The following is an 18,852-nucleotide window of genomic DNA, read 5'->3' as shown; positions in this document are numbered from 1 at the left end:
CTCCTGTGTGAACCGTGTCAGCCATCATGGCAAAGGCATCAATTGATACTCTTTCAGAAGAATACATTATTTTTCCACCTGTAAAATAAAGTCTCGCATTTGGACCTTCTCTAACAGAAATTAATCTTCCAGAACCATAATCCAATTCTTGTCTTCCGGCACGAACGGTTATTTTTTTGTCTTTTTGCTGCCAGACATTCACATCTACAAAAAGATTCTGAATATTAAGCTGATCTTCGTCAATACCGCGAGCTCCGTTTGTACGGCCGTCTTCTAGGGCGCTTCTCAATTGGGTAAAAATTCTAACGCGTTTTCCCAAATGCACATCGGCATGAAGATCGTAACGTTGCAGTAAGAAATTGTTGTGCCCAATATTAAGTCTTCCCCAGTCTTCATTGTTGAAATCAACGTATTCATATCGGGCTTCGCCACCAATTGACATATAAATGTCTTTTTCTTGATTTAAAGGAATGAATTTTAATCTTTCATAAAAATTTCGGTTTGAATCTTTTAAGAATTCATAATTTTCATCGTAACGCAAAAGCTTAAAACTTTGAGCTGATGCCGTGTTTCCTATTAAAAGAAAAGAAACAATACATATGAAAAGTATTTTTGATAATATGGATTTTGATGATTCCAACATAATGAAGCGTAAGAGATTTATAATAAAATGAATTAGTCCGATTAGTGTTTCAACATGTTGTGAGCATAGTGAATACCTAAACCATAAGATCCTCCATATTTTTTCATCAAGTTTGTTACAGGAACATAAGTTTCCTCACGTGCCCAATCTCTTTGAAGTTCTAATAAATATTGGATAGAAGTTACAGGAATTGCTCCAGCTTGAATCATTCTTTGTACAGCACGCTCATGAGCTTCTGCGCTTACATCACCACAAGCATCTGTAATTACATAAACCTCGTAACCTTCTTCGATTGCAGATAAAGCTGGACCAACAATGCATACGCCTGTCCATAATCCTGCAAGAACTAATTTTTTCTTATTTTTTCCTGTGATTGCTTTATAAGCGTTTTCGTCTTCCCAAGTATTCATCGTAGTTCTGTCAATGTAGCCAGAAGTTGCAATTGGATAAAATTCTTCGATTTCTGGAAAAACCGGACCTGCAAAACTTTCTTCTGCAACTGTAGTCACAACTGTTTCTACATTAAAAATTTTCGATGCTCCAGCAACAATTGCCACATTGGTACGTAATTCGCTTAACGGAATATTGTGTGTTGCGAAAGCCATCTGGCCTTCAAAATCGATTAATACTAATGCGTGATTGTCTGGGGATAATAAGTTAACTGATGGTTTCATAGATATTTATTTTTAAGATTTTTAATTTGGTTAGGCTAATGAAATTCAACGATCATTAGCGATATATCGTTATTTTTTTTGAAAATTAATGTGTTGACAGTTTTTTGATCATTTCAGCAGAAATTGAATCGGCATAAATTCCGAAAGCACTGGTCAAAACACCTTTAATATTATAGATTTCAGAGATGATGCCGTAGACAATATCTTCATCTCCAGGATCGGTATCTCCTTCAAAACGAAATAAATATTCAATTTTGAATTCTTCTGGCGACATGCTTTGCGTATTGTTATTGTAACGGATACAATTGCTGTCAAGATTAAAGTTTTCTGTAAAACCTTGTGTACCTAGCCATTGCAAAGCTTCAGTAACGGTGTCGAAAGACGGCTGTTGAAATAAACTCATAATTTGAAGATTAAACTGCCCGAAAAGAACCTTTTCAGGCAGTAATTATTAATTTATTTATTTGATGAAATCTAAAATATCACCGTTGATAGTCTCAGCGTTAATTGTTGGCATACCGTGAGAGAATCCAGGGTAAGAAATTAATTTTCCGTTTTTCAACAATTTAGCTGCTCTAGGAGCTTGAGCATAAGGAACGATTTGGTCATCTTCTCCGTGTAAAACTAAAACTGGAATGTCTAAGCTTTTTAAATCTTCTGTGAAATCTGATTCAGAGAATGCTTTAATTCCTTCGTAGTGAGACAATACAGAACCCATCATTCCTTGACGCCACCAGTTTTGTTTGATTCCTTCTTGAACTGTTTGTCCTTCGCGGTTCCATCCGTAGAATGGGATAGGGAAATCGTAGAAATATTGTGCTCTGTTGAATCCTGTTCCTTGTCTGATTTCGTCAAAAACTGACAATGGAACTCCTTCTGGATTAGATTCGTTTTGAACCATAATTGGTGTAACTGCACTAATAATTACTGCTTTTGCAACACGTCCTTTTCCGTATTTAGCAGCGTAACGAATTACTTCACCACCTCCAGTTGAGTGTCCAACGTGAATCGCATCTTTTAAGTCTAAAAACTCAGCTAATTCAGCGATGTCAGATGCGTAAGTTTCCATGTTGTTTCCTTCAGAAGCTTGGCTTGAACGACCATGTCCGCGGCGATCGTGTGCAATAACTCTGTAACCTTTTTGAAGAAAATACATCATTTGTGAATCCCAATCATCACTTGATAAAGGCCATCCGTGGTGAAAAACAATTGGTTGTCCTGTTCCCCAGTCTTTGTAATAAATTTGTGTTCCGTCTTTTACTGTAAATGTGCTCATGGTTTTTGATTTAAAGATTAATTTTAATTTATATTTTTAATTTAAATTGATTTATAGGTTTAAATTTTAAACTTATAAGTGATATTGTGTTTTATTTTGTTATGATTGTGATGCAAATGTATTGCAGAATGAAACCTGCATTGGTTAATCTAGATTAAGAAGTGATTTTTTTGTTTTATTTCACCTTTTGGAGCACCCAGAAACACGGATATTATATTGCTTTTTATATTTCGCACTTACCTGTTTGTAAATGATGCGAAAGAGTAGCCAATTAACGTGCCTTTATCTTTAATCCCTTTGTTTAAAAGGAATTGTCTGTTTTTGAAGTTTTTTTAATTTACGATATTTCGTTGTTTTATGAAATACTCGTTGTTTTCTTTAAGAAAAAGAGAATTCTAAGATCATTTTGAAGATTAGATTGATCTTAAATTTGAAAGAGAATAAAAATTTGCATTAAGCATAAAAAAAATGCTAAACGTAACTGTTTAGCATTTTGATTATTTAATCTTGTTTAAATGATTTTAGACTGGCATCATCATTAAATTCTATGGAATAGCGTTCTCGGCTTCCGCTTATAGAGGAAGGATACCATCTTATTTTATTATCCCAAACCGAAATGTAAACACTTGTGGTAGGTTTTGCGCCTTCAACTTCTTTTGTTTTTTCATTATAAACCTGAGCTACTTTTGCTGCATTTACAAAACTGATTTTATTTAAAGGAACCAAACGCCCTTTAATATCATCGCGAACAGAAAGCTGAACTGGTATTGGTTGCGACCATTTATCATCTTTAAACTCATAAGCATCCACATATTTTGGATTTTCTGGATGTTGCAGCATCGCGTTTATTCTTCCGTCACCATAAAAGTACAACGTTGAATAAACAAACATTTCTTTTCCTTTATATTGTGGAAGTTTTTTCAATTCGTTTTCTGCTTTTTCCAATGTTTTTAAATCCGTCAAAAGATTAATTTCCTTTTTTTCGTCTTGAAATGGCGAAGAAGAAGCATTCTCGATCTCTTTACTTACAATCGTATCATTTGGTTTTAAAGTTTCATCTATACTTTTTGTGAGCTTTTCGCAACTTAAAAATAAACTGCAAAATAGCATCGAAAGAACTATTTTTTTCATTTGTTATATTTTGTTTAAATCATTTGCAAGAGCAATATGTTTTGGATTTTCAGGGTCATAAAAAATATCAAGAAATTGTTTTTTGGTCATATCCAAATCTAAAACTCCAATCACTTTCTTCAAATTATTTTGATGCACATGATTTTTAGTGTCTTTATATTCTACTTCAAAACGCATCATTGGTTTATCATTAATATAAGTTCCCGTTTGACTTACGTTGATCAGTTTCGCTTGCGTTTGCACTCCTTTAAACTTCAGCGTAATCGAATCTGGATTTAAACCGGTTAATTTTCTAAATATAAATCGAACTAAAACGCGATAAAATAAAAGTACCAACGGAATTATCAATAATGGATGGCCAGCAGACATGAAACGCCAGCCCATACCATGACTTTCAGTTTGATACGAAAAGAAATAATACAGAATAACGAGAGCTGTAAAAAATAGCCAGCCTAGAATTCTTAAGATTAAATTCCTTGTATTTAAAGTTGGAGTAGCAGATGAAAGCACAAAATAGGGCGCATTTTTCATGTACCTATCCAATAGTAAACCAACAGATTTTCCAGCTTCGAAACGTTTTTCTAGAGGTTTGGTGTCTGTGATATGAGTTTTATGAATGATCTCGGTATTCGCAAGATTTTTAAAACACAATTCGAGTTCGTAGGTATCAAATTCTGAATTAGGTTTAGACGTTTTCTTGGAGCCAATAATTTCGGCTTCGCGGCGAATTCCGTTTAATTTTATTTTTTCAAAGTTATTTTTATTGATAAAAACCTGAATTATCCATTTTTGAAAATAACCGATTAAAATAATTAGCCAAAGTAGTACAGATAATAATACGGTTCCTAAAGCCCAATAAGGATCTTTGGTTTTTAAAGTGCTGACATCGAAGTTGCTATTTATTCCGTAATACAAAATCATTGGAAAAGGAATTGCAAAAAAGAGCATGTAGAGTACCCAAAAGGTGATGGCTAAGTTTTTTTTCATTCGCTGTAAATTGGGGTTATTTAGAAGCTATCTTGAAATTAAAATGTCTTAAAAAAATGACATTAATCAAATTTAAATAAAATAAAGAAAATATCAAGGCTCTTTATGTTAAAGAAATGTTTTACGAAAAGCTGCAACAAACAGTAAATAAGATAATTTTATCTTTTATTGAATAAAAAATCCCATTTCGTTAAAATAAATACAAAATTGTATGTACTTTTGTCCACGAATATTTAAACGAACAATTGAAAAGGTTAATTATCATAGCGCTTTCTATTTTAATTCTGTCACCATCTTTTGGCAGTCTTTTCGTTTATGCTTCTTTTAAAATCAACCAAAAAGAAATTGCTAAGACAATTTGCGTTCAACGTAAACAAGCTTTTAACAGTTGTAACGGTCGATGTGAACTTCAAAAAAGCATTAAAAAATATTCTGATAACGAACGAAAAATGCAAGATAGCCTAAAAGATAAATTAGAGCTTGTATATGTTCAAAATACTGCTGAAATCAACTTTAGCGCAATTCCAGTTATCGAATCTAAAGATAACTCTTCAATTTTGTTTGAGAAGAAACCAATTGGTGCTTCTAATCTTACTTTTCATCCTCCTCTCTACACAGTTTAGGGATCAAATCTTTTTAAATTCCAATTTCTAAAATTCCAAATTCCAATTTTTTTATAGTTGAAATTTTGAATGCTTTTGTTGCTCGCTTTCGCGGATTTATAATCTGAGTTGGAGTAAGAATTACGTAAATTATTTTCTAAAACTGATTTTGATCTTCTTTGTAATTGAAGGGAATAGCTGTATTCCAACTTCATTTACGTTTGCCATTTTCTTGGCTTATTCACTAGCATTTTGGCTTTTTTGATATTCAAAAATTTATAGCTAAACGCTAAATTTCAAACGTTTTTTTATAACATTCATCAAATGAAATCTTTTAATTTTTGGATAATCGCATTGTTATTTGCGGTTACTTCCTGTACAATTGATAAAACAGATTACGAAGCTGAAACTGGTTCTGAAGTTCCTGGAAATCTAGAATTTAAAGAAGCAACTTCGCTTACAAGCGGAAACTATAAGGTTAGTATCGAAGCTTTAAACGGAACATTCTACAAAGGATATAATGAGCTTCATCTAAAAGTAATCAATACTCAAAACAATCAAGAGTTGACTACTGCTGCAGTAACTTTTCTACCAATAATTAGTAACGCCGACGGAAGTAAAAGTTCTTGTCCGCACGAGTATAATGTTGCGTATGATGCTACAAATAAATACTACAGCGGTTATTCTGTTTTTACGGGCGAAAGCACTACAACTGCAAGTTGGAAATTGTACATCAGTTTTACAGCTGATAACCAAAAATATGAGATTAATAAAGATGTTACTGTAGAAAAACAAAGCAATAAAAATCTCAATATGACGGCTTTTGCAGGAAATGATGGCGAACAATATGTAATTGCCTTGATTTCGCCTCAAAAACCTACTGTTTCAGAAAATCCGTTAGTTGCTGGCGTTTACAAATACAGCAAACCAACAACTCCTGCGGGAACTTTTCCAGATCCAACTCAGTTTTCTTATTCTGAAGTTGTTGGCTATATTTTAAAATTAGATCCAAGAATGCCAGAACCTTCTATGGGAAATCATTCTTCGCCAAATAACAAAGATTTGACGCAAGGAGACGATGGTTTGTATCACGGTGTTGTTAATTATACGATGACAGGAAACTGGACATTGAATTTAATTATGATGAACCAAAACGGATTAATCGTAAAAGGAACCGTAGTTCCAACCGATCATACGCCAGGAGTAGAAGGCGTGAAAAGTGAACTTTATATTGATACTTTATTCTAGAAACATGAAATATATTATAATGCTGCTTTTCTTGGGATTATCAGTTACAGCCCAAAATCAGCATGCACATCACGATAGCATAAAAAATTTAGAAGAAGTAACAGTAAAAAATGCGACGAAGAAGAAGATTGAAACAGAAATGAAAATGGCTGTTTCGGTTGATGAATTTTTGTCTTCATCAGATAATATCAGTTTTATAAAACGCGGAGCTTACGCTTGGGAACCTTTATTAAACAATATGAGTACAGAACGTTCTACTGTTACCATTGACGGAATGCACGTTTTTGGTGCTTGTACCGATAAAATGGATCCAATTACGTCCTATGTGGAAAGCAATAATTTGGCGACAATTGACATAAAATCAGGTCAGGAGGGAAGTTTGCACGGAGCAACGGTTGCAGGAAGCATCGATTTAAAAAGAAAAAGCACGCCGTTTGGACTTGAAAAGAAATGGAATGGAGCTTACCAAACTGGATTTGAGTTTAATAATAAGCAGTTTTTCAATTTAGGAAATGTTTCTTATTCGGGAGCAAAATTTGTGGCTGACGGAAGTATTTCGTATCGAACAGCAGATAATTATCATGACGGAAACAACGATGAAGTAAAGCATTCGCAATACAATAAATTCAACACTTCGTTAGGATTGGCGTATAAAACCAGCGATTTGTCATCGGTTAGATTAGATGCGATTTTTGATGTGGCGAAAAATGTAGGTTATCCTGCTCTGCCAATGGATTTATGGCTTTCTCGTGCGCTAATTACGTCGGCTTCTTATAAACAATTGTTTGAAGAGGGTTTGGTTCGAGTGGTTGATACAAAAGTATATTTTAATGCAATTGAGCATTATATGGACGATACAACGCGGCCAGAAAACTTAGTTCACATGGATATGCCAGGTTGGAGCACAACTTACGGATTGGTTTCTAAAGCGAATTTGAAAAAGAATGATTACTCTTCTGAAATTCAGTTGAATGCTTACGATAATTTGTCTATTGCAGAAATGAGAATGTATCCGCAAGATCGAAGCGAAAGAACGATGTTTGCTTACAGCTGGCCTTGGGTTACGACTCGTTACGCTGGACTTTCTATGAATAATTCTTGGGATCTTTCAGAAAAAAGTCAGGTGCATTTAGGAGGTTCTTTGGGCGTGAATTACAATTATTCTAAATATGTAGAGTTCAATTGGATTTTTCATCCAGGCGCGCCTCAAGAAAAAACGAGATTTCTGCCAAGCCTTAATGCGGCATATAACTTAAATATTGATCAATTTAATTTTTCTGTCGGAACAGGTTACGGTCATAGAGCACCTTCTGTTTCTGAAGGTTATGGTTATTACATCTATAACAGTTTTGACCGTTACGATTATATCGGTGATCCGAATTTGAAAAATGAAATTTCGTATGAAGGAAATGCAAGTGCAGGTTTTAAAACTGAAAAATTGAGCATTCAAGGAAAAGTCAACTATTTCTATATTCAGAACTATATTATTGGTAAAATCTTAAGCTTGGGAAGTCCGATGAATTATCAATCTGTTGGTGTAAAAGGTTATACATCATTAGATTATGCTACGCTTTTAAATATGTCTGCTAATGTGAGCTACGATATTTTAGAGCATTTGCATTGGAAAGGAACGTTGACTTATGCCCGTGGAATGGATGATAAAGGAGGAAATCTGCCTTTCATTCGCCCATTAAGCTATTTGACTTCTCTACATTATATGTATAAAAATTTCGGAATTCAGACTTCTGTAAATGGTGATTTTGAGCAGATTAATTACAGTCCAGAATATGGAGAAGATTTAACGGGAGCTTACACCATTTGGAATATTTCTGCTGATTATTCTTTTAAAATCAACAAGGTAAGAAGTACAATTCAAATCGGAGCAGAGAACTTATTGAATGAATATTACAGCACTTATGCTGACTGGGGAAATATTCCGAGAATGGGACGTAACATTTTCACGTCTTTAAAATTGAATTTCTAAGAAAAAATGAAAAAAGTTTTTAGTATCACAATGACGATTTTGTTCCTGCTGGTTTCTTTCCAGCAGGCGCTTATCGTTGTGCACTTTAAACTGAATCAAAACGCTATAGAAAAAGAATTTTGTGTTAACAAAGCCAAGCCAGAACTGCAATGTCATGGTAAATGTCATTTGAAGAAAGAGCTTCAAGAATCGCAAAAAAATACCGATCTAGAATTGAGAAGCATTAGCAAAAAGATTGATATTGCTTTAAACACAAATATTGAATTTCAGGTTCCACTATTAAAAACTATAACATCCAAGAAAGTGCCGATCTATAAAGAATTGGATCGGCTAGAACCTTGCCTTGAAATTTTTGTACCGCCGCCTATTTTATAATCGTCCTTTCGATTTATAAAATAGAATACAAAAATTAAAATCATAAAAATGCAAAATTTTAAAAAATACCTTTTATTATCAGCAGCCGCTTTGGCTTTTGTTTCATGTTCAAATGATGACGATGCTCCAGCAGCAAACAATCTAACGTTCGAATTCAATAATACGTTGAAAGACAAAACAATTGTTTTAGGAGACGCAACTTCAGCATCTGCGACAACAAACACTTCAGCGGCAGGACAAGTTCATCATTTTTCTGAAGTAAAATACGTGATTAGCAACATTCGTCTAATAAAAGATGACGGGAGTGAAGTGCCTTACAACGTAAATGATTTAGACAAAGGAGCAACAGTAATTGATCAGGCAAAAACGGCTTCATTAAGCTATGTTTTAAGCAATGTTCCGTCTGCATCATACAAGCAGATTAAATTTGGTTTAGGTATTAAAACAGACCAAAATACTTTAGACCAAACTAGATTTCCTAAATTCTATGCTGCGGCAGGAGCAAACGATACTGCAATGATGTGGGAATGGGGAACAGGATATCGTTTCACAAAAGTAGAAGGCTTTTATGATACAGATAATAAAGCAATGTCTATTCATACAGGAAGTACTGTTGCGGGTACTGAAGGCGCATATACGCAAGGTGTGAATGCATATAGAGATATTACATTAAACCTAACTACGAATGCAATTGTGGGTAAAAATGCTCCGAAAATCAAAATTAAAGCAGATTTCGATAAATTATTGAGCGGAAAAATCAATACGATTACTTTATCTACAGGAACAGGAATGAGCGATAACGCAACTCCAAACGTTCATACTGCAGCGCAAATGGTAAAATTTGTGGATAATCTAGGAGGAAACGGAACAAACGATATCTCAGGAATGTTTTCTGTGACTAGCGTAGAAAACTAAATTCTATTTTGGAGCCGTCTGGAATCTAAAGGCGGCTCTGTTTTAAAATTCATTAAAAATGAAAAAAATATTTAGTTTCCTTTTGCTAAGCTTGTTTTTGGTTTCTTGTGCGGGTAGTGATTCTGATGAAATCTATTTCGATAATCCAGAACTTTTATTAAATATTCCTTCCGATTTTCCGGACGCAAATAGTTATGTGAGTTTGAATAAACCCACAAAATATGGTGCTGAATTAGGAGAAAAACTTTTTGCTGACAAAAGGTTTAGTAAAGACAATACGATTTCATGTGCGAGCTGTCATATTCAAGCGAATGCATTTGCAGATCATAATGCGCGAGCTATTGGAATTGAAGGAAGAATTGGACTTAGAAATGCGCCACCGCTTCAGAATTTGATGTTTTTAAAGTTCTTTAATTGGGATGGAAGCCGATTGCAGTTAGAAACACAACCTTTAGTTCCGATTATTACGCATGAAGAAATGGATTCTTCGATTTTGGAAGTTATCGGAAAAATTACAGATGATGCTTCTTATAAAGAAATGTTCAAAAAAGCATTTGGAGATCAGGAAATTACAGCAGATAGAATTTACAAAAGTATTGCTCAGTTTGAATACACTTTGATTTCGGCTAATAGTAAATATGACAAAGTAAAACGAAAAGAAAGTCAGTTTACAGAAAGTGAAGCGGCAGGTTACGCAACGTTTCAGCAGAAATGCGCCAGCTGCCATAGTACAGAATTATTTACAGATCAGAGCTTTAGAAATATTGGTTTCCCATTAAATACCGATTCTAATGAAGCTGGAAGAGGAAGAGTAACCGGAATTCCAGCTGATTTTATGAGTTTTAGAGTTCCTTCTTTACGAAATGTAGAATATACGGCACCTTACGGAAGTTTTGGACAGTTTGAAACCTTGAAATCGGTTTTGGATTATTTTGATAGCGGTGTTTTAAATTCAGAAAATTTAGATCCTATTTTTAAAAATAATGGCAATAGAATTCCGCTTACAGAACAGGAAAAGGAGAATCTTCTTGCGTTTATGAAAACGTTGAGCGACAAAGAGTTTACTGGAAATTAATCTGGAAAAGCTTGATTTTACTGGCGTTTTACATTTCTTTTGAAATAAAAGAGAAATGTTTATAATATGTTGATAAATAATACGTTGCGAACTGTGTTAAAATCTGATTTCGATAGATTAAATGTTTTAAATTTATAACTGAATGATAGTTAATTATTTAAAAATTTTTGAATATGGAAAGAGCTATAAAATTACAGGTTCGCAAAGAACTTGACGGAAAACAAGAGGTAAACATTATTAAGCTAAAAGGGAGTTTAATAACTAAAGGCTACACAGAAATTATCCATATTAGTGACAAAGATGATGAATTCTATATTAATTCGTTTGCGACTAGAACAGAAACCAATAAAGAAGTAAGAGAATTTATTCTGGATTTTATAAATAAAGAAAATTTAAGCAATACAATTAGCGTTCTAGCATAATTCAAGAACGCTAATTGTAATGCTTAAATAACAGTTGTTGGTCTAAATTGCGTTTGTAAAACTTGTATTTTGATCCAGATAAAGATGCTTATCTTTTAAAATTTCATCTGGTTTATCGTCCCAATCTCCCCAATCTCCGACATAAGTTTTACGAAATATTAATTCATTATTATCACCATTGCAAACCAAAGTTCGGTCTGTACAGGTTTCATTGTTTGGACTGAAATTTATTTGTAGATTTTTCATGGCGCAATTATTTAATTGTTTGTAAATGAGATCATAAAATTAAAAATATCATCTCACACTTAGTTATAAAATAATATTAAATTATTGTATAATTTACATATAAGTAATTGAAAAATAGATTTATATAAAAAATGCTAGACATAATTGTTTAGCATTTTTTATTTACTCTTCCTTCTTAGAACATCTTCCTCGAGGTTCATCGCCTTCGCGGAGTATAATTTCAGAATGTAAAAACTGCGCAGCATCAGCAGAACCTTTTACCTTGGCGGAACTGCGTTCCAGCATTTCAGCCTCAAAATCATTTAAGACACTTTTTCTTAAACCGATTTCTTTCCAATTAGATTGCGTATTGCAACCTTTATATATTTTTCTAGCCAATTTTAAAGCATCCAATAAAGCTTGATTTGCGCCTTGACCTTTAAATGGACTCATTGGATGTGCGGCATCACCAATTAAAGTGCTGTTTTGATTCTTTTCTAATAATTCTGAATGCAATAATTCGCGATCGTAAACAGGATATCCAGAAATTAAATTTTCCTCAGTAGCTTCTAAAATCTGCGGAATAGGAGCATGCCATTGTGTTCTACTGATAGCTTCTTTTTTAAGCGCATTCGGACCTTGTGCACTTAGTTCTTTAGCTTCTTCTTCAGACATTGGAAAACTCAATTGCCACATTACAGAATCTGCTGTGTATGGCATAATATAAATTCGTTCATTTCCATTTGCTGTCTGAAAAACCGTTGCAGAATCCAATAACGGACTCGAAATATCTTTTAAAGAGCTTAAAGGACAAATTCCTAAAATCACAATGCAATCCAAATAACGAAGCGGAGTTATATCTTCGCCAATTGTGAGTCTTCTCACAGCGCTTCTAATTCCATCTGCGCCAACAACAAGATCGGCTTTTACGGTTTTTATTTCTCCGTTTGCCTGAAAATTTAATTGTACACTATCATTAGAAGCTTTAAAATCTAATAATTGATGTCCCCATTGTACCGTATTATTTCCTCCGAGTTGTTCTAGAAGAGCTTGTCGCAACGATTGTCGTGCGATATGCATATTAGTGCGTTTTGCAGAAGGTAGAATTTCAGTTTCGATCCATTTTCTGGTTCCCCATTCTCCTAATATTTTTCCTTCTGTGTTGTGAACAATATGTTTTGTGGAAATTACTCCGTTTAAAGAAGTAATTCCTAAACCTTTCATGGCTTTGCTGGCTTGTTGTAACGTCAATCCGTAACCTTGAGATCTGGCGTCAAAATGCGTGTCTCTTTCGTATATTGAAAAAGGAATTCCGCGGTGTAAACAGGCCACAGCCAAAGCAACGCCTCCAATACCTGCACCAATTATGGCTACACGAGGTTTTGTGAGATCAGGTTCTAGATAATTTTCAGATTGAATTAACCCTGATCCAGAACAATTGGAACAGGAATGCAAATGAGCTTTAGGACGAATAGGAGCAGTTCCTGTACTTCCTGTTTTCTCATATTCAGCCAATTCCCTTTGATAGTGGAGCTGTGCTTTCTTGCTAAGTCCTCGACTTTTTTTGCCGTTTCCTTGGCATTCTTGACATATCGTCCACATATTTTTTTAGTATAATTTGCTGTAAAATAGCGTTTAAAGCTTTATTCTAAGAAGCTGCAAAAATAAAGAAATGTTATTGAAATAGCTACATTATAAATCGTGAATTGTCTTTCAAACCGTTAGGCTATTATTTTATAATTTTTAAAAATGATTATATAAGTCAGACCATTGTAATTGAGCTAATTTTAATAATCATTAAAAAACTAGGAATTATGGAGAAGAATAATCAAACCCAGAAAAACCCAAATCCGAAACAGGGCGGGGCAGATCATCGAACGGATACTAGAAAACATCAATATAAAGAACATGATGAAGTTTTGACAAATGATGAAAATTATGATGTTGACACTAAAAAGTTCAAAGGAGAAAAACCTGAACTCGATGATAAATTGAATAATGAAGAAAAGAAATAATCTGGAAGCGCCTCAAGTTAATTTGAGGCGTTTTTTATTTGATTTTTCTAGCCAAATGCACTTTTTTTATGAGATAAAATGGAAGAAGCGAAAAATATGATTGGATTTTTATAGATTTGTAAAAATCTAATACACTTTCTCAAATAATAATTGAGTTATAATATATAATACAAGGCATGAAATCGGTTACTTCAGTTTTTTTACTTCTAATGTTTGTCTGTTCAACTTCATACTCTCAACTGAGTTCTGACAAGATATTTGAAAGTTTTAAGCAAGGTGAACGTACAAATTGTTCATCTATAGCATTTATAAAAGCATCTTTAAACGTTTACGGATTAGATAATCTTTTCGAAAGCGAAAAATTAAACAACGATTCTTATAAGATTACGCTAAAAAACGATGCAACCTTTAATTTAGATAGTAGCGAAGTTAATAAAGCAAGAAAATCAGCTGGTTTTGTTTACATTAAAGACAATTGCGACAGCGAAAAAATAAGAGATTATGCTGTTTTGACTTATGCTGTAATGGCTAAATACATGCAGATTATCGATAAAGAACCCACTTTTGATAAAGCTTTGGAAGAATTGGAAGAAGGCACAGTTTATACGCCAACAATCTATAAATACCTAGGATTCAAATTAGGCAAGCAAATTCAAAAATTAAAAAGACAATCTGGAAGCGAATATTGCGGTGTTGTAGCGTGGTCAAAAGCACATGCGGTCTTTGTTTGCGAAGATTTTATGGATTACTACGGCAATAAAAAAAGCATCTGGATAAAATATCCAGGACGTTTTAGAATTATTAAGTCTTAACTAAAAAAAGGCTTAAGTACCGAAAACTCTTAACTTTTGGTGGTTTTAGTGTACTATTTTACCTATTGAGGTTAAGAGATTATTATAATTTTGGGAAAAAGAAATTATAAAAGTTGGTTTTTAAGTTAATTTGTATATTTTTGTTTTTATTCAAAAACCAAATCTATTAAGAAAATGAAGAGTAAGATTATTTTATTATGTGTCCTTTTCTTCTTGACGACTGCTGCTGTTTCTGCGCAGGCAAAAAATGCACCAAGAAGTATTATCAGTACAACAGCTTTAATTCGTAAATACCATGATCAAAAAGAATTAAGTGGTATGCAAAAGGGAGAACTTTTAGAATTATACATTGAACGTATTAAAGTTCTTGTAAAAACACTTCCTTACATTGCTTTGGTTACTAAACCAGGTGTTACAATGGCAGACTTAGGAATTCCAGACAATGGAGAAAATAAGAAAATATTGGATGTACAAGCAGAAGGTACAACGACTTTCTTAGATACTACAGTTGATTTTCAGAGAAAGATGATGCCTTACTCAGATAAAGGAAATCTTATCGCTGCAATTTTATTCTATGAAAACACATTGAAATCGTTACACGAATTCAACGATCTATAATATTTAGAAATAAAAAATAGAGAACTCCAAGGTCTTACGATCTTGGAGTTTTTTTTTGCTTTAAACTTTGCATAAAAGAATTTAGAAAAGATTAAAACTGGGTTTAAATTTTAAGACTTTAAAACAATTCTTATAAAAGTGCTAAAATTTGATTTTGTCTTAACTGTTTCATTTTTAATTGTTTATTCTCCTTTCATAAAAATAGTTAACATTTTTTTTGCAAAAAGTTTAATTAAAATTTGGCGACTAATAATTTTAACATACTTTTGTTCTATCAAATTAGTAGAGTTTAAAAAATAAGTTAAAAGCACAGAGATTAGAAACCATACATTTCATTTCAAATAAACAAACCATTTGGCAGTTTAGTCCACATGCGTTACTACGGTTAAAATTCCTCTTTTTTAATTCATTATAAATTTCAAGAAACACAATCCTGTAATAGGGTTAAAATTTTTATAGGCCAATTTAAAATAATAGTAATCTAAAAAAAGTAAAAATGAAAAAACGAATGTGCTGCAGATAAAAAGAAAAAACCATTTCTGTTGCAGCAGAAATGGTAGAAGCTTAAAAGAAATTGTCATCTCTAAAAGGAAAGAAAGAATAGCATAAAACTGTTCTGACTAACCTTATTTATTAAACTAAAACAAAGTAATGAAAAAAAAATTAAAAAGATATGCTTGGCTATGTATTTTGTTGATTACCATTGGGGTTAAAGCTCAAGAGACAAAGCCGCTAATCCAGTCTAAACTGGAAGGGACAGTAGTCGATGCAGTTACAAAAGAGCCTATTATCGGAGCTTCGGTTACGATTCAAGGAACTACACATGGAGTTATAACAGATACAGATGGAAAATTCTATTTCCAAACAGGACAAAAATTCCCATATGTACTTTTAGTTAGTTATTTAGGATATAAAAAACAAGAAGTTGTAGTAGACAAAAACGCGATTACTATCGCTCTTGCCGAAGAACAAAATGCATTATCTGAAGTAGTAGTTACAGCACTTGGAATTACAAAAGAAAAGAAATCTTTAGGATATACGACTCAAGCAGTAAAAGGTAAAGAGTTGGCAACGACAAAAGAAACCAACTTCTTGAACGCTCTTTCTGGTAAAGTAGCTGGTGTGCGTATTACAAACTCGCAAGGAGATATGGGATCTTCTCGTATTATTATTCGTGGAGAAACTTCTATTGCAGGAAATAACCAACCTCTTTTTGTGGTAGATGGAGTTCCTGTAGATAACTCACAATTAAATTTTGGTGGAGCTACTCGTGATTTCAGAAATGCAATTGCCGATTTGAATCCGCAGGATATTGAAACTTTGACTGTTTTGAAAGGACCAAATGCTGCCGCTCTTTACGGATCGCGTGCTGCGCATGGTGTTGTGCTTATTACTACAAAATCTGGTAAAGGACAAAAAGGAGGATACGGAGTTACTTTTAATACAGGTATAACAGTTTCTCAAGTTGCGACTTTACCTTCTTTTCAAAACACTTTCGGACAAGGTTCTAACGGAAGATTTAGCTACGTTGATGGTAAAGGAGGAGGAGTTAATGATGGTGTTGACGAAAGCTGGGGACCAAGAATGGACGGTCGTCTAATTCCGCAATTTTACTCTAAAGGAGAAGCAGTTCCTTTCGTAGCGCATCCAAATAATGTGAAAGATTTCTTCAACACAGGACTTACTTACGATAATAGTATTTCTGTAGCGAAAGCTAATGAAAAATCAGATTTCCGTTTAGGTGTAAACAATCAAAAACAGCTTGGAACTGTTCCAAACAGTGAAATAAACAAAACAAACGTTTCTGTTAACACGAATTACCAAATTTCTGAAAATGTAAAAGTCGGTGTTAACGCCAATTATATTGTTACAAATGCACCACAATTGCCTGGAGGTCCGGCAGGTGGACGTGCAGCGGGCGTAATGTTGCAATTCCTTTGGTTCGGACGTCAAGTTGACATCAATGAATTAGATAAAGATTGGACACAAAACTGGAACAACAGTTATTATAGCAACCCATATTGGAATGCATATTACAATACAACAAGTCAGCAGCGTAACCGTATAATTGGAGATATTCATTTGGATGCGAAATTGGCAGAAGGATTAAACTTCAGATTCCGTACAGGAGTTGATTATTATAATGATAGAAGAAAATATACTATTAAATACGGTACAAACGGAACTCCTTTCGGATCGTATGCAGAAGATGCTTACACTGTAAATGAGCAAAATACTGAGGGTATATTTCAATATACAAAACAGCTTAATGACGATTTTACTGTAGACGCACTTGCCGGATTCAACATTCGTAACCATAGCGATGCAAATAACTATCAGAAAGCGCCACGTTTAGCGGTTCCAGATTTGTATACTTTAACGAATTCTAGAGATCCGTTAACATCATCAAATTCATTATCAAGATTGAGAGTTTACAGTGCTTACGCTTCTGCTCAGTTTGGGTTTAGAAATTATGCTTTCTTAAACGTTACAGCTCGTAATGACTGGTCTTCTACATTACCAAGCAGCAACCGTTCTTATTTCTACCCATCTATTAACGGAAGTGTGGTTTTAACAGATGCATTAAACATTAAGAGCAATACGCTTGATTTCTTAAAAGTTCGTGGAGGTTGGTCTGAAGTAGGTAACGATGCAGATCCGTACCAATTGGCAACAGTTTATAATTTCCAAACTGCATTTGACGGAAACCCAATTCAAACTTCTTCTTTGAGAAAATTGAATGAAAATTTGAAACCAGAAACAACCCGTTCTACTGAAGTAGGTCTTGAAGCTTCTTTCTGGAAAAACAGACTTCATTTTGATGTAGCTTATTATAACACAAATAGTTTCGATCAGATTTTAGAAATAAAAACTACAGCATCAAGTGGTTATACTTCGCAATTAATCAATGCAGGAAAAATTAATAACCAAGGTATTGAGATACAATTGGATGGAAATCCTATTCAAACAGAAAACTTCAAGTGGAATGTCGCTGTAAATTATTCTAAAAATAAAAGTAAAGTAGAAATTTTAGATTACGCTGGAGATATTAAAAACTATACAATTGGTTCTTCTGGAGGTGTAGATGTATTAGCATCTGTAGGACAAGCTTATGGAGCACTTTACGGAACAGCTTACGAGCGTGATGCAAGCGGAAATATTGTGGTAGGAGCAAATGGTCTTCCAAAAGCAGATCCGACAAAGAAAGTTTTAGGACACTATACTCCAGATTATTTAGCGGGTCTTACGAATACTTTGACTTACAAAAATTTAGAGCTTTCTTTCCTTGTTGATGCTAGTGTTGGCGGTGAACTTTTCTCTGGAACGAATAGAACAGGAAACTATACAGGAGTTTTAGCGCAAACTCTTCCGGGACGCGGTGCTGAAAACGGTGGTTTAAGCTACTATTATCCAGGAGATAATACTGCTAATCCAAAAACTTTGGTAACTGGCGGTGCTGCTCCAAGTGGTGTAACAGTTTATGATGACGGAATGATTTTCGGAGGTGTTTTTGCTGACGGAACGGCTAATAATAAAGTGATTAGCGCACAAGAATATTACAAAGCATCATACAACATTAGCGAAGCGTATATCTATAGTTCAACTTTCGTGAAAATGAGAGAGATAAAGCTTACTTATAATTTTAATAAAAAGCTGATCAAAAAAATTGGATTGGAAGGAGCGAGTTTAACTGCTGCTGGACGTAACTTATTCTTTATTTACAAAGACGCTCCAAATATCGACCCTGAAACGGCTTTCAATACTGGAAATGCACAAGGATTGGAAAGTTTAGCTTTACCAACAACTAGAAATTTCAGTTTAAACCTTAATGTTAAATTTTAAAAACTCG

Annotated in this window: 19 protein-coding genes; 11 read left to right on the top strand and 8 right to left on the bottom strand. The window is 33.8% G+C overall.

Translation table 11 applies throughout. From position 1 onward, the window contains the following. From ACE01P_RS21910 to ACE01P_RS21885, 6 genes are all read right to left on the bottom strand, one after another. Window positions 1-643: alginate export family protein (locus tag ACE01P_RS21910; protein ID WP_379701176.1), on the bottom strand; the 643-nt coding region annotated here is incomplete at its 3' end. A 41-nt stretch (window positions 644-684) separates the two neighbouring features. Then, the gene (locus ACE01P_RS21905) at window positions 685-1,317 is read right to left on the bottom strand and encodes a hydrolase (protein ID WP_379701175.1); all 633 of its coding nucleotides are present in this window, start codon (window positions 1,315-1,317) and stop codon (window positions 685-687) included. Window positions 1,318-1,402: 85 nt separating this feature from the next. Further along, window positions 1,403-1,720: a phosphoribosylpyrophosphate synthetase gene (locus ACE01P_RS21900; protein WP_379701174.1), complete on the bottom strand. Its 318-nt coding sequence runs from the start codon at window positions 1,718-1,720 to the stop codon at window positions 1,403-1,405. A 57-nt stretch (window positions 1,721-1,777) separates the two neighbouring features. Next, complete coding sequence (locus ACE01P_RS21895) at window positions 1,778-2,593, bottom strand: alpha/beta fold hydrolase (RefSeq protein ID WP_379701173.1); 816 nt, start codon at window positions 2,591-2,593, stop codon at window positions 1,778-1,780. A gap of 501 nt (window positions 2,594-3,094) precedes the next feature. Beyond that, window positions 3,095-3,724: a hypothetical protein gene (locus tag ACE01P_RS21890; protein WP_379701172.1), complete on the bottom strand. Its 630-nt coding sequence runs from the start codon at window positions 3,722-3,724 to the stop codon at window positions 3,095-3,097. A gap of 3 nt (window positions 3,725-3,727) precedes the next feature. Then, complete coding sequence (locus ACE01P_RS21885) at window positions 3,728-4,711, bottom strand: hypothetical protein (protein ID WP_379701171.1); 984 nt, start codon at window positions 4,709-4,711, stop codon at window positions 3,728-3,730. Between the two features lie 245 nt (window positions 4,712-4,956). Here ACE01P_RS21885 and ACE01P_RS21880 point away from each other — a divergent pair, with 245 nt between their 5' ends. The 7 genes from ACE01P_RS21880 to ACE01P_RS21850 all read left to right on the top strand — a co-directional run bounded on the left by ACE01P_RS21880 (window position 4,957) and on the right by ACE01P_RS21850 (window position 11,332). Next, window positions 4,957-5,334: a hypothetical protein gene (locus ACE01P_RS21880; protein ID WP_379701170.1), complete on the top strand. Its 378-nt coding sequence runs from the start codon at window positions 4,957-4,959 to the stop codon at window positions 5,332-5,334. A gap of 303 nt (window positions 5,335-5,637) precedes the next feature. After that, window positions 5,638-6,561, top strand: a complete 924-nt coding sequence (locus ACE01P_RS21875; RefSeq protein WP_379701169.1) for a hypothetical protein — start codon at window positions 5,638-5,640, stop codon at window positions 6,559-6,561. Window positions 6,562-6,565: 4 nt separating this feature from the next. Next, complete coding sequence (locus ACE01P_RS21870) at window positions 6,566-8,545, top strand: TonB-dependent receptor (RefSeq protein WP_379701168.1); 1,980 nt, start codon at window positions 6,566-6,568, stop codon at window positions 8,543-8,545. A gap of 6 nt (window positions 8,546-8,551) precedes the next feature. Then, window positions 8,552-8,920 (top strand): hypothetical protein, encoded by a 369-nt coding sequence (locus ACE01P_RS21865; RefSeq protein ID WP_379701167.1) that lies wholly within the window; start codon window positions 8,552-8,554, stop codon window positions 8,918-8,920. 48 nt (window positions 8,921-8,968) lie between these two features. Beyond that, window positions 8,969-9,835, top strand: a complete 867-nt coding sequence (locus ACE01P_RS21860; protein WP_379701166.1) for an MbnP family protein — start codon at window positions 8,969-8,971, stop codon at window positions 9,833-9,835. 58 nt (window positions 9,836-9,893) lie between these two features. Continuing rightward, window positions 9,894-10,910 (top strand): cytochrome-c peroxidase, encoded by a 1,017-nt coding sequence (locus ACE01P_RS21855; RefSeq protein WP_379701165.1) that lies wholly within the window; start codon window positions 9,894-9,896, stop codon window positions 10,908-10,910. A 173-nt stretch (window positions 10,911-11,083) separates the two neighbouring features. Further along, a complete protein-coding gene (locus tag ACE01P_RS21850) occupies window positions 11,084-11,332 on the top strand; it encodes a hypothetical protein (protein ID WP_379701164.1) in 249 nt (82 codons plus the stop codon). A 42-nt stretch (window positions 11,333-11,374) separates the two neighbouring features. Here ACE01P_RS21850 and ACE01P_RS21845 read toward each other — a convergent pair whose 3' ends face one another. Both ACE01P_RS21845 and ACE01P_RS21840 read right to left on the bottom strand, forming a co-directional pair. Next, window positions 11,375-11,578, bottom strand: coding sequence for a hypothetical protein (locus ACE01P_RS21845; protein WP_379701163.1), 204 nt, complete (start codon window positions 11,576-11,578; stop codon window positions 11,375-11,377). A 162-nt stretch (window positions 11,579-11,740) separates the two neighbouring features. Further along, window positions 11,741-13,159, bottom strand: a complete 1,419-nt coding sequence (locus ACE01P_RS21840) for an FAD-dependent oxidoreductase (RefSeq protein WP_379701162.1) — start codon at window positions 13,157-13,159, stop codon at window positions 11,741-11,743. 212 nt (window positions 13,160-13,371) lie between these two features. On the opposite strand from ACE01P_RS21840, the gene ACE01P_RS21835 reads away from it, so the two are divergent. The 4 genes from ACE01P_RS21835 (at window position 13,372) to ACE01P_RS21820 (ending at window position 18,845) form a co-directional block, all read left to right on the top strand. Further along, the gene (locus tag ACE01P_RS21835; RefSeq protein WP_379701161.1) at window positions 13,372-13,572 is read left to right on the top strand and encodes a hypothetical protein; all 201 of its coding nucleotides are present in this window, start codon (window positions 13,372-13,374) and stop codon (window positions 13,570-13,572) included. Window positions 13,573-13,748: 176 nt separating this feature from the next. Beyond that, window positions 13,749-14,384, top strand: a complete 636-nt coding sequence (locus tag ACE01P_RS21830; protein ID WP_379701160.1) for a hypothetical protein — start codon at window positions 13,749-13,751, stop codon at window positions 14,382-14,384. A 174-nt stretch (window positions 14,385-14,558) separates the two neighbouring features. Then, entirely contained in the window at window positions 14,559-15,002 is a 444-nt protein-coding gene (locus ACE01P_RS21825) for a hypothetical protein (protein WP_379701159.1), read from the top strand. A gap of 651 nt (window positions 15,003-15,653) precedes the next feature. Further along, window positions 15,654-18,845 (top strand): SusC/RagA family TonB-linked outer membrane protein, encoded by a 3,192-nt coding sequence (locus tag ACE01P_RS21820; protein WP_379701158.1) that lies wholly within the window; start codon window positions 15,654-15,656, stop codon window positions 18,843-18,845. Window positions 18,846-18,852 lie beyond the last annotated feature (7 nt).

Origin of the sequence: Flavobacterium sp. HJSW_4, from assembly GCF_042436695.1 — a bacterium.
Classification (GTDB): Bacteria; Bacteroidota; Bacteroidia; order Flavobacteriales; family Flavobacteriaceae; genus Flavobacterium.
Note: the sequence above shows the minus strand (reverse complement) of the source record. Positions and strands in the feature narration are given on the sequence as shown.